Annotated in this window: 9 protein-coding genes; 2 read left to right on the top strand and 7 right to left on the bottom strand. The window is 72.2% G+C overall.

Features of this window, described 5'->3' with window-relative positions; genetic code table 11:
- The first annotated feature begins 92 nt into the window (after positions 1-92).
- Together treY and ABZ027_RS01775 are read left to right on the top strand one after the other, a co-directional pair.
- Positions 93-2,468 carry a malto-oligosyltrehalose synthase gene (gene treY / locus ABZ027_RS01780; protein ID WP_356763253.1) on the top strand — a complete coding sequence of 792 codons (2,376 nt, stop codon included), beginning with the start codon at positions 93-95 and terminating at the stop codon, positions 2,466-2,468.
- A gap of 186 nt (positions 2,469-2,654) precedes the next feature.
- Positions 2,655-3,905 carry a M14 family zinc carboxypeptidase gene (locus ABZ027_RS01775; protein ID WP_356763251.1) on the top strand — a complete coding sequence of 417 codons (1,251 nt, stop codon included), beginning with the start codon at positions 2,655-2,657 and terminating at the stop codon, positions 3,903-3,905.
- Positions 3,906-4,021: 116 nt separating this feature from the next.
- On the opposite strand, the gene ABZ027_RS01770 is transcribed toward ABZ027_RS01775, so the two are convergent.
- The 7 genes from ABZ027_RS01770 to ABZ027_RS01740 all read right to left on the bottom strand — a co-directional run bounded on the left by ABZ027_RS01770 (position 4,022) and on the right by ABZ027_RS01740 (position 13,242).
- Positions 4,022-4,441, bottom strand: a complete 420-nt coding sequence (locus ABZ027_RS01770) for an SSI family serine proteinase inhibitor (RefSeq protein WP_356763249.1) — start codon at positions 4,439-4,441, stop codon at positions 4,022-4,024.
- Positions 4,438-5,787, bottom strand: a complete 1,350-nt coding sequence (locus ABZ027_RS01765) for a M14 family zinc carboxypeptidase (protein WP_356763449.1) — start codon at positions 5,785-5,787, stop codon at positions 4,438-4,440. The genes ABZ027_RS01770 and ABZ027_RS01765 overlap by 4 nt, the downstream gene beginning before the upstream one ends.
- Positions 5,788-5,976: 189 nt before the next feature.
- On the bottom strand, positions 5,977-7,209 hold the full coding sequence (locus tag ABZ027_RS01760; RefSeq protein WP_356763247.1) for an FHA domain-containing serine/threonine-protein kinase: 1,233 nt from the start codon (positions 7,207-7,209) through the stop codon (positions 5,977-5,979).
- An 8-nt stretch (positions 7,210-7,217) separates the two neighbouring features.
- On the bottom strand, positions 7,218-8,135 hold the full coding sequence (locus ABZ027_RS01755) for a tetratricopeptide repeat protein (RefSeq protein ID WP_356763245.1): 918 nt from the start codon (positions 8,133-8,135) through the stop codon (positions 7,218-7,220).
- A 72-nt stretch (positions 8,136-8,207) separates the two neighbouring features.
- The gene (locus ABZ027_RS01750) at positions 8,208-11,897 is read right to left on the bottom strand and encodes a protein kinase (RefSeq protein WP_356763243.1); all 3,690 of its coding nucleotides are present in this window, start codon (positions 11,895-11,897) and stop codon (positions 8,208-8,210) included.
- 9 nt (positions 11,898-11,906) lie between these two features.
- Positions 11,907-12,614 carry an SAVMC3_10250 family protein gene (locus ABZ027_RS01745; RefSeq protein ID WP_356763241.1) on the bottom strand — a complete coding sequence of 236 codons (708 nt, stop codon included), beginning with the start codon at positions 12,612-12,614 and terminating at the stop codon, positions 11,907-11,909.
- Positions 12,615-12,690: 76 nt separating this feature from the next.
- Positions 12,691-13,242, bottom strand: a complete 552-nt coding sequence (locus ABZ027_RS01740; RefSeq protein ID WP_356763239.1) for a DUF1707 and FHA domain-containing protein — start codon at positions 13,240-13,242, stop codon at positions 12,691-12,693.
- Positions 13,243-13,280: the final 38 nt, after the last annotated feature.

Raw genomic sequence — 13,280 nt, 5'->3', positions numbered from 1 at the left:
TCCGATGTCCTCCGGGCGGCGGACGGGGCGCGCGCGGGGCAAGTGACGGTGGTGATGACAGGAACGGCGGCAGGGCGGGTACGTAGGTCTGCATGACACCTGTGCGATCCGTCCCGGCGGTGCCGACGGCCACCTACCGGCTGCAGCTCCAGCGCGAGTTCCCGTTCTCGGCGGCGGCCGCGGCCGTGCCGTACCTGTCCTCGCTCGGGGTCTCGCACCTGCATCTGTCCCCCGTCCTGGAGGCGGTTCCCGGCTCCACGCACGGCTACGACGTGGTGGACCACGCGCGGGTGCGTGAGGAGCTGGGCGGCGAGGACGGGCTGCGGGCGCTGGCGCGTACCGCGCGCGAGCACGGGCTCGGTCTGGTGGTGGACATCGTGCCGAACCACATGGCCGCGGCCCCGCGTCACAACCGCGCCCTGTGGGAGGTACTGCGCGAGGGGCCCGAGTCACCGTACGCGCGGTGGTTCGACATCGACTGGGAGCCGCATGGCGGCCAGGTGCTGCTGCCGGTACTCGGGGGCCCGCTCGGCACCCAGATCGCGCACCTGGAGGTCGACGGGAACCTCCTGCGTTACTACGACCATGTGTTCCCGCTGCGGGAAGGCACCGCGGACTTGCCGCTTCCGCAGCTGCTGGACGCCCAGTGGTACCGCCCGGTGTGGTGGCGGCTGGCCCGGACGGAGCTCAACTACCGGCGGTTCTTCAGCATCTCCGAACTCATCGGGGTGCGGGTGGAGGACCCGGAGGTCTTCGAGGCGACCCACGCCAAGATCCTCCAGCTGCTGCACGAGGGCGTCCTCGACGGCCTGCGCATCGACCACCCCGACGGCCTCGCGGACCCCGGCGGCTACCTCCGGCGGCTCCACGAGGCGACCGGCGGTCGCTGGACGGTCGTGGAGAAGATCCTGGCGGACGGGGAGCACCTGCCGGCGTCCTGGCCGGTCGCGGGCACCACGGGCTACGACGCGCTGCGGCACGTCGACGGTCTCTTCGCGGATCCGGCCGGCGCCGGGGAACTGCTGGGTCAGTACCGGCGTTTCGCGGCCCCGCAGACGGACCGGGGCGGGGACTGGGCGGCGACCGTGCGGCGGGCCGCGTACAAGGTGCTCACCCACGAGCTGGCGGCCGAGGTGGACCGGCTGTCCCGGGTGGTGAGCCGCGTGTGTCAGGCCTCTGCGGAGCCCGCGCTGCGCGACCGCGCTCCCTGGGCACTGCGGACCGCCCTCCAGGAACTCCTGGTGCGTCTGGAGGTCTACCGGCCGTACTCCCCGGGGGACGCGGCCCGGGTCGTCACCGAGGAGGCGGCGGCGCAGGCCCGGTCGGCCTTCCTGGTCCCCGAGGAGGGCGGCGCGGTGGACGTCGTACGGGACCTGCTGCTGGGGCGCCACGGCGACGGGCCCGGGCACGCCGAGTTCCGGGCCCGGTTCGCGCAGACCTCGTCGGCGCTGCGCGCCAAGTCCGTGGAGGACAAGGCGTTCTACCGTTACGTGCCGCTGCTGTCGGCGACCGAGGTGGGCGGCAACCCGGGCGCCCCCGCGGTGTCCCCGGAGGACTTCCACGCCTACTGCGCGCGCGTGCAGCGGGACTGGCCGGTCAGCGGCACCGTCGCTTCGACGCACGACACCAAGCGCAGCGCGGACGTCCGGGCGGCCCTCGCGGTGCTCACCGAGTGCCCGCGGCGTTGGGCGGACGTACTGGCGGAGGTGACCCGCACCGGGGAGGGGGTGCCGGACCCGCAGCTGGCGTGGGCGGCCTGGCAGACGGTGTTCGGGCTCGGCCCGGCTCCGGCGGAGCGGGTCCAGGGCGCCCTGCTGAAGCACGTACGTGAGGCCGGGCTGCACACCAGCTGGACCGAGCAGGAACCCGCGTACGAGGAGGCGGTGGCGGCGTTCGTCGCGGCCGGGCCGTGCGGGGAGCCGGGCGAACGGGTCACCGCGTTCCGGAGCACGCTGGAGTCCCATATCCGGGCGAACGTGCTGGGCACGGCCCTCGTCCAGCTGACGATGCCGGGCGTGCCGGACGTGTACCAGGGCACGGAGGGCGAGTACCGGGCGCTGGTCGATCCGGACAACCGGCGGCCCGTTCCGTTTCCCCCCGAGGACGCGGGCGACAAGGACGCGGTGACGCGGGCGGCGCTGCGGCTGCGCGGGCGGCGGCCGGATGTCTTCGGCGACGCGGCGACGTACGCGCCGCTGACCGCCGAGGGCCCCGCCGCGGGTCACTGCCTGGCGTTCGTGCGTTCCGGGGAGGCTCTGACGGCCGTGACGCGGCTGTCGCTGCGGCTGGCGGAGGCGGGCGGCTGGCGGGACACACGGCTGCCGCTGCCGCCGGGGCGGTGGGCCGACGTGCTGGCACCGGGGCGGGAGTTCACGGGGCACATCAGCGTGGCGGAGCTCTTCGACCGACTTCCGGTGGCGCTGCTGGAGCGGGTCGGGGAAGAGGCGGAGGAGACCGGGGAGGCGTAGGGGGAGGGGCAGTCGGGGTGATGGCGTCGGCTCCCGGACCGGACCGGCGCCCACGGCCATGCTCGCCGTCGTACCCGCTGCCGTTGAATGCGTCCGGGCGCCCCGGAGCCTCCCGCTCGCGGTCCTTGACAGGTCAACGGGACCGTGGGGTACTGCGCATGGGGAAGCCGGGCGGACGTCACGGGGGTGAGTCTCCTGCCGGAGCTGCGTTACCTCACGGTTGCCGAACTGGTCGCGTCCGCACGCGCGTTGGCCGCCCATCGAACCGGCGTGTGCGTCCTGAGACAGGTCGGCGTGTCCCGGGCCGGCCGGCCCCTGCACCTGCTGTCCGTGGGCCACGCCCGACGTGCCGTCCTGGTGGTCGCGGGCGCCCACTCCAACGAGCCGACGGGCGCCAGCACCCTCCTGACGGTCGCCGAACGGGTGCTGCGTGAACGGGAGTTGAGAGACGACACGTCCTGGCACTTCCTGTTGTGCGCGGACCCCGACGGGGCGAGCCTGCACGTCACTCCGGCGCCCCGCAGCCTGTTCGAGTACCACCTCGGTTTCTACCGGCCCGCGGGACCGGAGCAGCCGGAGTGGTCGCCGTCCCTGGTGCCGTCGGACCGGCTGCCGCCGGAGACGCGCGCCCTGACCGCCGTCATCGACGAGCTGCGGCCCTACCTCCAGGTGTCCCTCCACGGCACCGATGTGGGCGGCAGCTGGGTGCAGTTGACGAGGGAGGTGCCAGGTCTGGCCGAGCCGTTCGCCAGGTCCGCGGCGAGGTCGCACATCCCGGTGGAGACCGGCGCCTCGGACGCGGCGGGCTGGCCGGCCTCCGGACGGGGCGTGCATGTGATGCCGGCTCCGGGTGCGGGCGCCGCGTACCCGAGCATGCCGGACGACGCACGCCGGTGCACCTGGTACCACGTGCACCGCTACGGGGGCCTGACCGCGGTGGTCGAGGTGCCGATGTGGGCGAGCGACCTGGTGGACGACCCTGCGCCGCACCCGGCCCCGGCGGCGGCGATGCGCCGGCTGGCGGACCGGCTGCTGCGGGACACCTCGGAGCTGGAGCGGGTGCTCGCCGACGCGCGGCCCCGGCTCACGGCTCTGGGCGGCCCGCTGCTGCGGGCGGCGGACTGGGGGCTGGAGCTGGTGCCGGGACTGGCCGCGGACTGGACGCACACGCCGCCCGCCGACGGCACGCGGGCGTACGTCGGCAGTGTGGACGCGTTCGCGCGCCGGCTGCCGTTGCGGGCGGCGGCCATGCTGCTGCGGGTCCTGCGGGAGACCGACGACCCGGTGGCACCGCGCCTCGAACAGCTCGTGGCGGCCTGGAGCGATGCCTTCACGGAACGTTTCCTGGCCCGCTGGGTGCCCGTGGCGAACCAGGTGGAGCACCAGTCCCGCACGGTGGTGGCGGTGGCGCTGCACGCGCGTGCGAGGGCGGCGTGAGAGGGGCGGGTGAGAAGCCAGGGTGACAGGGCGCCGTCGAACGGCCGCGGCACGCGCGGGTGGGGTCACCGGTCGGTCACCCCACCCGCGCGTGCGCCCTGGTCACGGCGGGGCTGTCAGCTGTCCAGCGCGAAGACCGCTCCGGTCCGCGCCTTCATCACGCACGCGTTGGTGAAGGTCTCCGCATAGGCGACCGGACGTCCGTTCCACAGCCCGCGCGCGTGTGCGGTCACCGGTGCGTGGACCATCGTGCAGTAGGAGTCGGTGGCCGGGAGGGCGTCGATGTCGCCGGCGGTCGTCTCCAGTTGTGCGCAGGCCTCGGCGGCGCGCTGGTGACCGCGTGGCGGGTCGCACATCAGCAGGGTGCCGCGCGACTCTCTGGAGCGGGCGTCGCCCGTGGTGACGGAGACGTAGAGCCAGTTGCCCGGGGCGGCCTCCTGGGGGGCGGCCTGCGCCGGAGTCACGAGGGTGAGCAGGAGGACGGCCGCGGCCGGCAGGCCGCCCCGGAGCGCTTTCGCTGTGGTGGTGTATGTCATTCCCGATGCATCGGCACGGCGGCCTGCGATCCCCACCCCGGCTCACCCGAACGGGAACGGGCGGGCGCGTACCGCGCGGCGAGTTCGCAGGCTGCGAGCACCACCCGGGACTGGTACTCCACCTGGCGGGCGACCGGGATCCAGCGTGCGCCGCAGCCGTCGCGGTAGTCGGCGCACCACTCGTCGATCAGGCGGTCCAGGCCGGGCCGCACCCAGGCAGGTCCGGCACCGGCCCGGGTCACGAGCTGGTGCAGCAGCCCCGCCGTCCGCAGGGCCAGGCGTCGCCCGGCGATGCGCAGTGCGGCCAGATGGGCGGCGCTCAGGTTCGGCAGCGGGCGGACGCCGTCGGGGACGTCGGGGTCCCACGCGTCGGCGAGGCCGGGGCAGACCAGCAGGTAGTCCTCGACCGGGGCGAGCAGCCGGGCCGCGTCCGGGACGGTCGAGACATGGGGGCGGATCTGGGCGAGGAGCACCTCCAGGAGTCGCGCGTCGTGCCGCAGGGCGTGGCTGACGGTCCGCAGCACGCCGACCCGGTCCGGTGACGGGCCGGCGGCCTCCACGGCCGGAACGCCCCACATGGGCGCCTCGACGACGGCGGTCACCGTGCCGTGCCGATGCGGGTGGTACCAGGTCGACTCGACGGCGGCCTCGGTGATGGCCGCGGCCAGGTCGCCCGGGCTCGGCGGCGGTATCCGGTACACGGCCGGCCCCAGGCGCGGCCAGTACAGGGTGTCGTACGGGCCGAGTTCGCGGGGTATGCCGAGAAGGGTCGCGCTGTGGGCGACGTGCTGGGCGAGGCCGGGCAGGTCGCGGGTGAGTTCGACGAAGCCGCCGCCCACGTCGACACCGTGCAGCGAGCAGTGGAAGAAGGGCCGCAGTTCGTCCTGGAGGTCGAGCAGGGCGCGGGTCTCCGGGAGGGCCGCGGCGGCCGCGCCGTCGGGCAGCCATTCGGGCTGTTCCAGGAAGCCCGGCCGGAAGAAGTTCCGGAAGTAGCGGCCCAGCGTGTAGGGGCCGTCCAGCCAGTTCTCGTTGCGGCGCAGGCCGTCCGGGTCGAGGCAGAGCAGCAGGTTCCAGGTGGCGTCGGCGCCCGAGGTGAGGGCCGGGTCGGCGAGGGCCCGCTCGGCCAGCCGCAGGACGGTCGCGCCGCCCACGGGTTCGTTGGCGTGCGGACCGGCGACGACGAGGGCCTGGCGGCTGCCGTGACCGACGGACAGCAGCCACAGGGGGGTGCCCGCGCGGGAGGTGCCCACCTGGCGCAGTCGGGCTTCTTCGGGGTGACGGGCGACCAGCGCGGCCGCCCGGGCGCCGAGTTCGTCGACGGTCGGGTAGCGGAGGAGGGGCGGCAGGGCACACCTCCACGATGCGGTGCCGACGTTTCACCTGGTGTGCATGGTGTACGCACAGTCAGTCACGAGTTGACGAGTACGTCAACACCGCGAAGGGCAAAGGGAATCGGTCCGGTCGACAAGCTGCTGCAGATCCTGCGATGGGGCTGCTCGTACCGTTCTTGTCCGCACGACGGCGGCTTGGGGCATTCAAAGTGCTTGCAGCAGCGCGTGCTTGAATTCCTCAGCCGATGTGCCGGGCAGGCGCGGACTGTCCACCAGCATGGCGTCGATCACCGCGGCCGGCCTGGGTGGGATCGAGGAGAGGCGTTCGCGGATCGGCACCGGCGGCTCGCGCAGCACCACGGCGACCGGGTCCGAGCCGACCGGGAAGTCTCGCGGGGCATGTCCGGTGAGCATCCAGTAGAGCGACGCCGCGGTCGCCCAGACGTCGACCTCGGGCCTGGCGAACTTGTAGTTCACGATCTGGGCACGGGGCATGAAGGCGACGCTGCCGCCCACTGCCCCGGTACGGGTGAGGCCTGACAACCCGGCCCGGTCGAACGCCTTCGCGAGACCGAAGTCCGCGAGTTTCACCACCGGCGGGTCGCCCGGCCCGGACAGCAGGATGTTCTGGGGTTTGACGTCCCGGTGCACCAGTCCGCGGCCGGATTCCACGGAACCGTCCGCCAGCTGAACACTGGGGATCGCGGCGTGGTGCGCGTACACGAGCGCGTCGAGCACCTGGGTGGCGATCGCGACGGCTTCCTCGAGCGGCATCGGGGTGCCTCGCCGCGCGATCAGCTGGTCGACGCTGCCGCCCTCGCAGTACTCGCAGCCGAAGAACGGTTCCTCTCCGATGGTGCCGCTACCTCGGAACTCGACCACGTTCCGGTGCCGGAGAGCTCTGATGTTCTCTATTTCACGCAGGAACTCCCGTCTGGTCTCCGGATCGGTGGCGACCTCGGCGGTCAGCAGCTTCACGGCGATGAGTTCTCCGGTGGTCTTGTGGCGCGCCAGGCGGACGACGCCCTGTCCCCCGCGGCCCAGTTCCCTGAGCAACTCGTAGTCGTGGACGGCGAAAGGCGCGTCATCGGCGGGCGCGGTGACGGACACGAGCAGCTCCATGCGGCCGACGCGCACCACGTCGCCGTCGGCCAGCGCCTGTTCGTCGTCGCCGGGCCGCGGCCCCGGCTGCCGGCCGCCGATCTTCCTGCCGTTGACATAGGTGCCGTTCAGGCTCCCCAGGTCGCGGACCCGCACCTCGGGAGGATCGATGTCGAACCGGCAGTGTCTCCGCGAAACCCGCACGTCGTCATCCGGCGTTCGCAGCTCGCAGTCACGCGCCCGGCCCGCGATGAGCGTCGTCGGGCGTGTGTACGCGTACGCCTTCCCGGCGGCGGGGACAGCCCCCCTCACCGTCAGTGTCACCGTCGTCGGCATGGTCTGCGCTACTCCCCCTCACGCCGCCGGGTGTCCTCGTAGAGGCGGCGGGTGATGCGGGCCTCCTCCAGGCGCCCCAGCCGTTCGAGGGCGTAGGCCTTGTTGCGGTAGTTGTCAGCGAGGTCGGGGCCGATGCTGATGGCTGTGTCGATGGCCGTCACCGCTTCCTCGTACCGGCCGAGCTTGGTCAGCGCGGCCCCCCTGGCGCCGTAGGCGTAGCCGAGGGCGTGCGTGCCCCCGACGGCCTCGTTCGCGGCGTGCAGCCGGACGGCCTCGTCCAGGTCGGCGAGCGCTTCGGCAGGCTGCTCCAGGTTGGACAGGGTGACCCCTTTGTTGATGAGCGCCTCCACATAACGGGGCTCGATTCTGACGGCCTGGGCGTATGCCTCGACAGCGTTCTCCGGCTGCCGGAGCTTCAAGAAGACGTTGCCGCGCTCGAACATCGCCTGGACGTGGGCCGGATCGCGACGGTGGGCCTCCGCGAAGGCGTCAAGGGCTTCGGTGAGTCTGCCCAGATCCCGCAGCGCGATTCCGCGATGGAAGTGAGCGGCGGCATACCCCGGGCGTAACCGCACCGCCTCGTCGAACGCGGTCAGTGCCCTGTCGGCTCGGTCCGCCTCGCCAAGCGCCTTCCCCCGGCGGTAGTAGGCGGCGGCGTCGGAGACGGGACGGTCGGAGGCCTGCTGCCCGGGGCGAGCCCTGTCCAGCCTGCCGCCACAGGAGCCGCAGCTCTTCACGACGCTGAGGGTGCGCCCGCGTCGGCTCGTGGCGCACCGGTCGCAGAAGGCCTCACCGCACTCCCTGCAGAAGAAGTATTGCGTCGCCCAGTGTTCCGGCTCCGCCGCGGCGACAGGATTGCCGCCGGGGAGGCTGGACACCGAGATGAGCCGCTCGCAGGCCCAGCCGAAGCAACTGAGTACGGCCACAGGTGTTCCCCCCGCTCATCGCATCCTCCGGGGCAGCCCCGGCCGGGGCTGCCCGCTGTCGCTGCCGGGCCCTCACATCCGCTGCAACCGCGCGCGTACGCCGTCGGGCCGCAGCCATCCGAAGCCCGCGTCCGCCAGTGTGTCCAGCAGGCGTCGGAAGTCCTCCTCCGTCCACGCCGGTCCTCCGCGGTCGCGGGCCAGGAAGGCGTCCAGGTAGGGGCGTGCGTCCTCGTCCCAGTCGGCGGGCGCGGGGAAGTCGTACTCCCAGTCGAGCTCCCAGACCCGCATGATCTTGTCTGCGCCGCAGGTCAGCAGGGTACGGCCGTCGGAACTCAGCCCGGCCAGCCGGGTTGTCGCCCTGCTCCCCTGGATGACCTGCCGGTATGTGCCCGACGACAGGTCCCACGCCCGGACCGCGCGGTCCTCGCCGATGGACAGCAGGAAGCGGCCGTCGCCGGTGGCGACCGCCTGTTCGGCTTTGGCGTCGGTCAGCTCGTGCAGGCAGTCGCCGTTCCTCGGATCCCAGACGCGGATCACCCCTTTCACGTCGATCGAGAACGCGATACGCCCGTCAGGGGTCACCTCCAGCGAGGTGACGCGATCCAAGGTGATGTGACCGGTGGCGGCACTTCTCAGCAGTGGTCCATCCCGGCCTGTCGTCAAGTCCCACGTGGGGATCACGCTGTTCACACACACCATCCCGGTGCGGCCGTCGATGCTCATCGCGCACAGGAAGGCACTGTCGGTGCATCCCATCAGGGTGTGCGGGCTGCGCCCGGTCGCCAGATCCCACACCCGTATGTGGTTGTCGGCTCCGCCGGACACGGCGATGCGGCCGTTCGTCCGCAACGTCACCGGCCTGAGGCGCTGCGGGCGCTGCCAGGTCCGCGGTCCCAGCCTGTGCAGGCAGCGGCCTTCGAGGAGGTCCCACACGCGCAGTTCCCGGTCCCCGCTGCCGGAGACCGCGATCCGTCCGTCAGGGCTCACCTCCACCGCCTGTACCTCGTGGCGGTGACCGGTCAGAGTGTGGAGGCAGGCGCCGGTCGCGGTGTCCCACACCCGGACCGTCCTGTCGTCACTGGCCGTCACCGCACGTCGGCTGTCGGGGCTGAAAGCGAAGGCGTTGACGGTGCGTATGTGACCGTCCAGCGTGTGCAGTCGGCGCCCGGTCCGTACGTCCCATATCCGCAGGCCCTCGATGCTGTGGTCGGACAGCGCCAGGCGACCGTCGGGGCTCAGGACCGCGTTCTCCGTGTCGATGGCGACTTCGAGGATCTCCCAGGCGGCCCGCAGGCCGCTGCGCCGGCCGCGGCGGCCGACCCGGGCCCACTGGTCGAGTACATCGGGGTTGCGCTCGTGGCCAGGTACCCTCCGGGCGCTCCGGAGTTCGTCGGCGGCTGCGTCCGGCTGACCGTTGCCGAGGAACCGGGCCGCGCGTTCCAGGGCCAGTCCCACCACGTCCGCTTCCCTGACCAGTTCGACGGCGGTCCTCGGCCTGGGATGGCTCCACGGCGACGGCGAACCACCGGGCACCAGGTCGAGCACCTGCACGGTCCCCTCGGTGGTGGGGATGGCTCCGGTACGGCCGTCGCTGCTCAACGCGCTTCCCCGCGCGAACCGCGGAACGCCCAGCGTGCGCAGGCAGCGTCCGGTCCGCGGTTCCCACAGCCGCATGACGCCGTCGGACCCCTCGGAAAGGGCCCGGCTGCCGTCGCCACTGACCGAGAAGTAGCTGCCCAGGTCCGCCCGCCCGTTCGCCACACTCTGCGGGCGGCCGGTCTCCAGGTTCCAGACCTCCGTCATCCCGCCGTCCTGAACGGTCAGGGCGACCCGCCCGTCGGCGCTGAAGACCACGCGAGCGCGCCGTAACTGTACGGAGTGCAACAGATGACCGGTGGCCGGTTCCCACACGCGCAGTCGCTGCGTCGCCGCCTCGAAACGCAGCACTCTGAGACCGTCCGGGCTGACGGCGACGGCCCCGCCAAAGCCCACTGACCGGTGGTGCCGGCCCTCCTGCAAGGTTCGGGCCAGGTGTCCGGTGCCGGTCTCCCACACCAGCACCGCCCCGTCAGGGCTCGCCGACACCAGCAGGCGGCCGTCCGGACTCAGGGCGACCGACTCGACGTTCGCCGTGTGGGCCGCGAGCCGGTGCAGTTGGCGTCCGGTGGCCACCTCCCACACGAGTACGGATCCGTCCGGGCCGCCGGAGGCGACCAGCCGGCCGTCCGGGCTCAGCGCGACCGCGTCGGTTCGTTCGTGGCCCTGCAGAGTGCGCAGGCAGCGTCCCGTGGCCAGGTCCCACACCCGTACGGTGCCGCCCTCGCCCCCCGGGTTCCTGTTGGCGGAGCCCCCTGCCACGGCCAGCCGTCCGTCCGGGGTCAGCGCCACCGTGATCGCCCAGTTGAGGTGGCCTTTCAGCTCCAGGGGTGCTCGGGGCCCGGGCATGCGCTGGGCGAGGGCCAGGGCTTCGGCGACTCCCGGCTCATGGCCTGCCTGCCTGGCCACCTCCCGAAGGGTCGTCAGGGCGGCTTCCGGATCGCCGCGTTCGAGGTGGACCAGGCCGAGGAGGTACTCGTCGGTCCAGTCGTGGTCGTGGCCGGCCTGGATGCCCCGCAGTTCACTGATGAGCTGCTCGTCGGTCAGCCCGCCCTCGCGCCAGCGGTACAGACCTCGGTTGTAGACCGTGTGCGAGTGGTACGGATCGGCACGCAGGGCCTGCTCCCAAAGTGCGGCCGCGCGCTCCGGATGCCCGAGGTCCAGCATCGACAGCGCCTGGTTGGACAGTCCGTCGGCGAGCAGCGTCGCCGCCGTCGGCCGCTCACGGGGGTAGGGCTCGCCGGTTTCCCGGGCATAGACGCCCATCAACTCGTCGGCCAGTTCGTCCATCCCGGTGGGACGGGCCGCCGGATCCTGGCGAAAGCACCGTCTCAGCAGCTCCACCAGCCCGGCGGGCATCGGCGGAGTCGACAGACCGTCAGTCCCTGCCCGGTCCCGGTCGACGAAGTCCTCGAACGCCTCGGCGGCGGCCTGGCCGTAGCGAGTCGGCGGATGCCCGGCGAAGAGCTCCAGCACGCTCACCGCCCAGGACCACACATCCGTGGCACGCGTGAGGCGCACGTGCGCCCCCATGGCGGCCTGTGCCTGTTCGGGTGAGCAGTACGCGGGGGTCCTCCCGCCGAAGCTGACCGTGGGTTCGGCCGACGGCCGGGGGTCGGTGGGCTCTCCCGCCGTGGCCCGGGCTTTGGCCAGACCGAAGTCGGTGACCTTGACCGTCCCGTCCCCGGTCAGCATCACATTGGCGGGTTTGACGTCCTGGTGCACCAGCCCTTGCCGGTGCGCGTGGTCGAGACCCCAGGCGAACTGGATCGCCATGTCGAGAATCCCGCGTAGCGCGCGCCGCGGTCCGCCCTGGTAGATGCGGCCGCGCCTGACGGCATCCGCCAGACTGCCGCCGTCGACCCACTCGGCGAACACCCGGGGCACGTCGTCGAGCCGGCGAACGTACGCGCAGTGCACGGTGTGCGGATGGAGGCCGAGGCCCACCCATGACTGGGCCTCGGCCTCGAAGTGCCGCAGCCTCTCCGCTGACGAGACCAGTTCCCTGCGAGGCACCTTGACGGCCAGATCCACGTTCCAGCCCCGGTGGCGGACCCGGTAGACCAGTCCCATTCCTCCGCTGCGTACGACGTCGAGAACCTCGTAGAGCCCGAGGATCACCTCGCCGCGCCGCCATTCGTGAACGACGCCCCGCTCGCCATCCATCCGGCGCCCTCAGTCCACGTGCGCTACGTACAGCGGGGACCCCAGCAGCACCGTCATGCCGTCATGGGAACCGGATCGAGGGGCGGGGACCGGCCCGTGCAACAGTCGTTTGGCGAGGAACTCGACTTTCTGCGAGGGTCCTCTCAGCAGGGTGGTCGCCCGCTGAACGGCCCTCAGCGGGACCAGATCCGCGTCGACGGGCGCATGCCCGGCGTCCTCGAAGAGTTCCTCGATCTCCGGGTGCGCGGCGAGCCCGTCGAGGAGCGAGGGCATGAGGGAACGCGCGAGAACCGCGTTGTCGCCGTCCGGTGCGGAGAGCGAGCCCAGGACATGCCTACTGGAGCCGCCCAGCCCGACGACGGTACGTTCGGTGCTTCCGCCGAAGTAGACCAGTGACGACCCGGCGCCGGTGGTGAACGGTCCCCACTTCATGTCCATCAGGCCCCTGAAGAACTGTCTCGGCTCGTCGACCGTGCCCACATCGCCGACTTCGTCGAGATGACGGACGACGCGCTCCAGCCGGGCGATCCGGTCGGTGCCCTCGGACACCTCCGTGCCCCGCTTGGCTCCCACGACCTTGAGACCGACACTGACCTCCGACGTCCGCTTCCGGGTGAACGCTGGATCGATCTGGTGGAGCAGCATGTCCACCTTCGAGTCGCTCACGTAGAGGTAATAGCGAAAGGACAACGGACTCCCCCGAATCAGCCGGTACACCTGAGGCTACACCGCGCCTCAGAGCCGGGAGGAGGGAAGAAAGGCCAAAGTCAGAGGGCGGGAAACGATCGCCGGTTCAGTCGACCGAGAGCCGGAACGCGATCCGGCCGAACCCGACCTGGTCGCCCTGGCGGACCACGGCGGCGCCGATGACCCGTCGTCCGTTCACCGTCGTGCCGTTGGTGGAGCCGAGGTCCCGCAGCACCCACATGCCGCCCTGCCGGCTGAGTTCGGCGTGCACGCGGGAGACCGTCTCGTGGGTCAGCCTGAGGCCGTTGGCGGGGTCGCGGCCGATGCGCAACGGCTGACCGGCGCCGGGGTGCGGCAGCAGCAGCTTGGGGAGCCGCTCGGCCTGCCAGGCCCTGCGCAGCCGTACCGTGAAGCCGGAGACCGCCTCGACGGTGCCGAACACCAGGCGGGAGACGCGGCTCTCCCGGGGCAGATCGGCGGTGAGCACGGCGAGTTCGTCCAAGCGGCGGGCGGCGAGGGCGAGTTCCATGCGGTGGATGAACGTGTCGTGCGAGAGCCGACCCATGGCGACGCCGTCACGGAGCACCTTCAACGCCTTGTCGCGCTCCGCGTCGGACAGTCTCGCCGGGTACGTGTTGAACTCGAAGGACGACGTCACCCTCGTGATTGTCGGGCAGCCGGAGCCGGGTGTCCAGA

The sequence above is a fragment of the Streptomyces sp. NPDC006332 genome (assembly GCF_040612855.1).
GTDB lineage: Bacteria > Actinomycetota > Actinomycetes > Streptomycetales > Streptomycetaceae > Streptomyces.
Note: the sequence above shows the minus strand (reverse complement) of the source record. Positions and strands in the feature narration are given on the sequence as shown.

What these genes read in the sequence shown, in the direction of transcription:
- ABZ027_RS01770 (WP_356763249.1), bottom strand. Translation starts at nt 4,441, where the DNA reads ATGACATACACCACCACAGCGAAAGCGCTCCGGGGCGGCCTGCCGGCC.
- treY (WP_356763253.1), top strand. Translation starts at nt 93, where the DNA reads ATGACACCTGTGCGATCCGTCCCGGCGGTGCCGACGGCCACCTACCGG.
- ABZ027_RS01750 (WP_356763243.1), bottom strand. Translation starts at nt 11,897, where the DNA reads ATGGATGGCGAGCGGGGCGTCGTTCACGAATGGCGGCGCGGCGAGGTG.
- ABZ027_RS01760 (WP_356763247.1), bottom strand. Translation starts at nt 7,209, where the DNA reads ATGCCGACGACGGTGACACTGACGGTGAGGGGGGCTGTCCCCGCCGCC.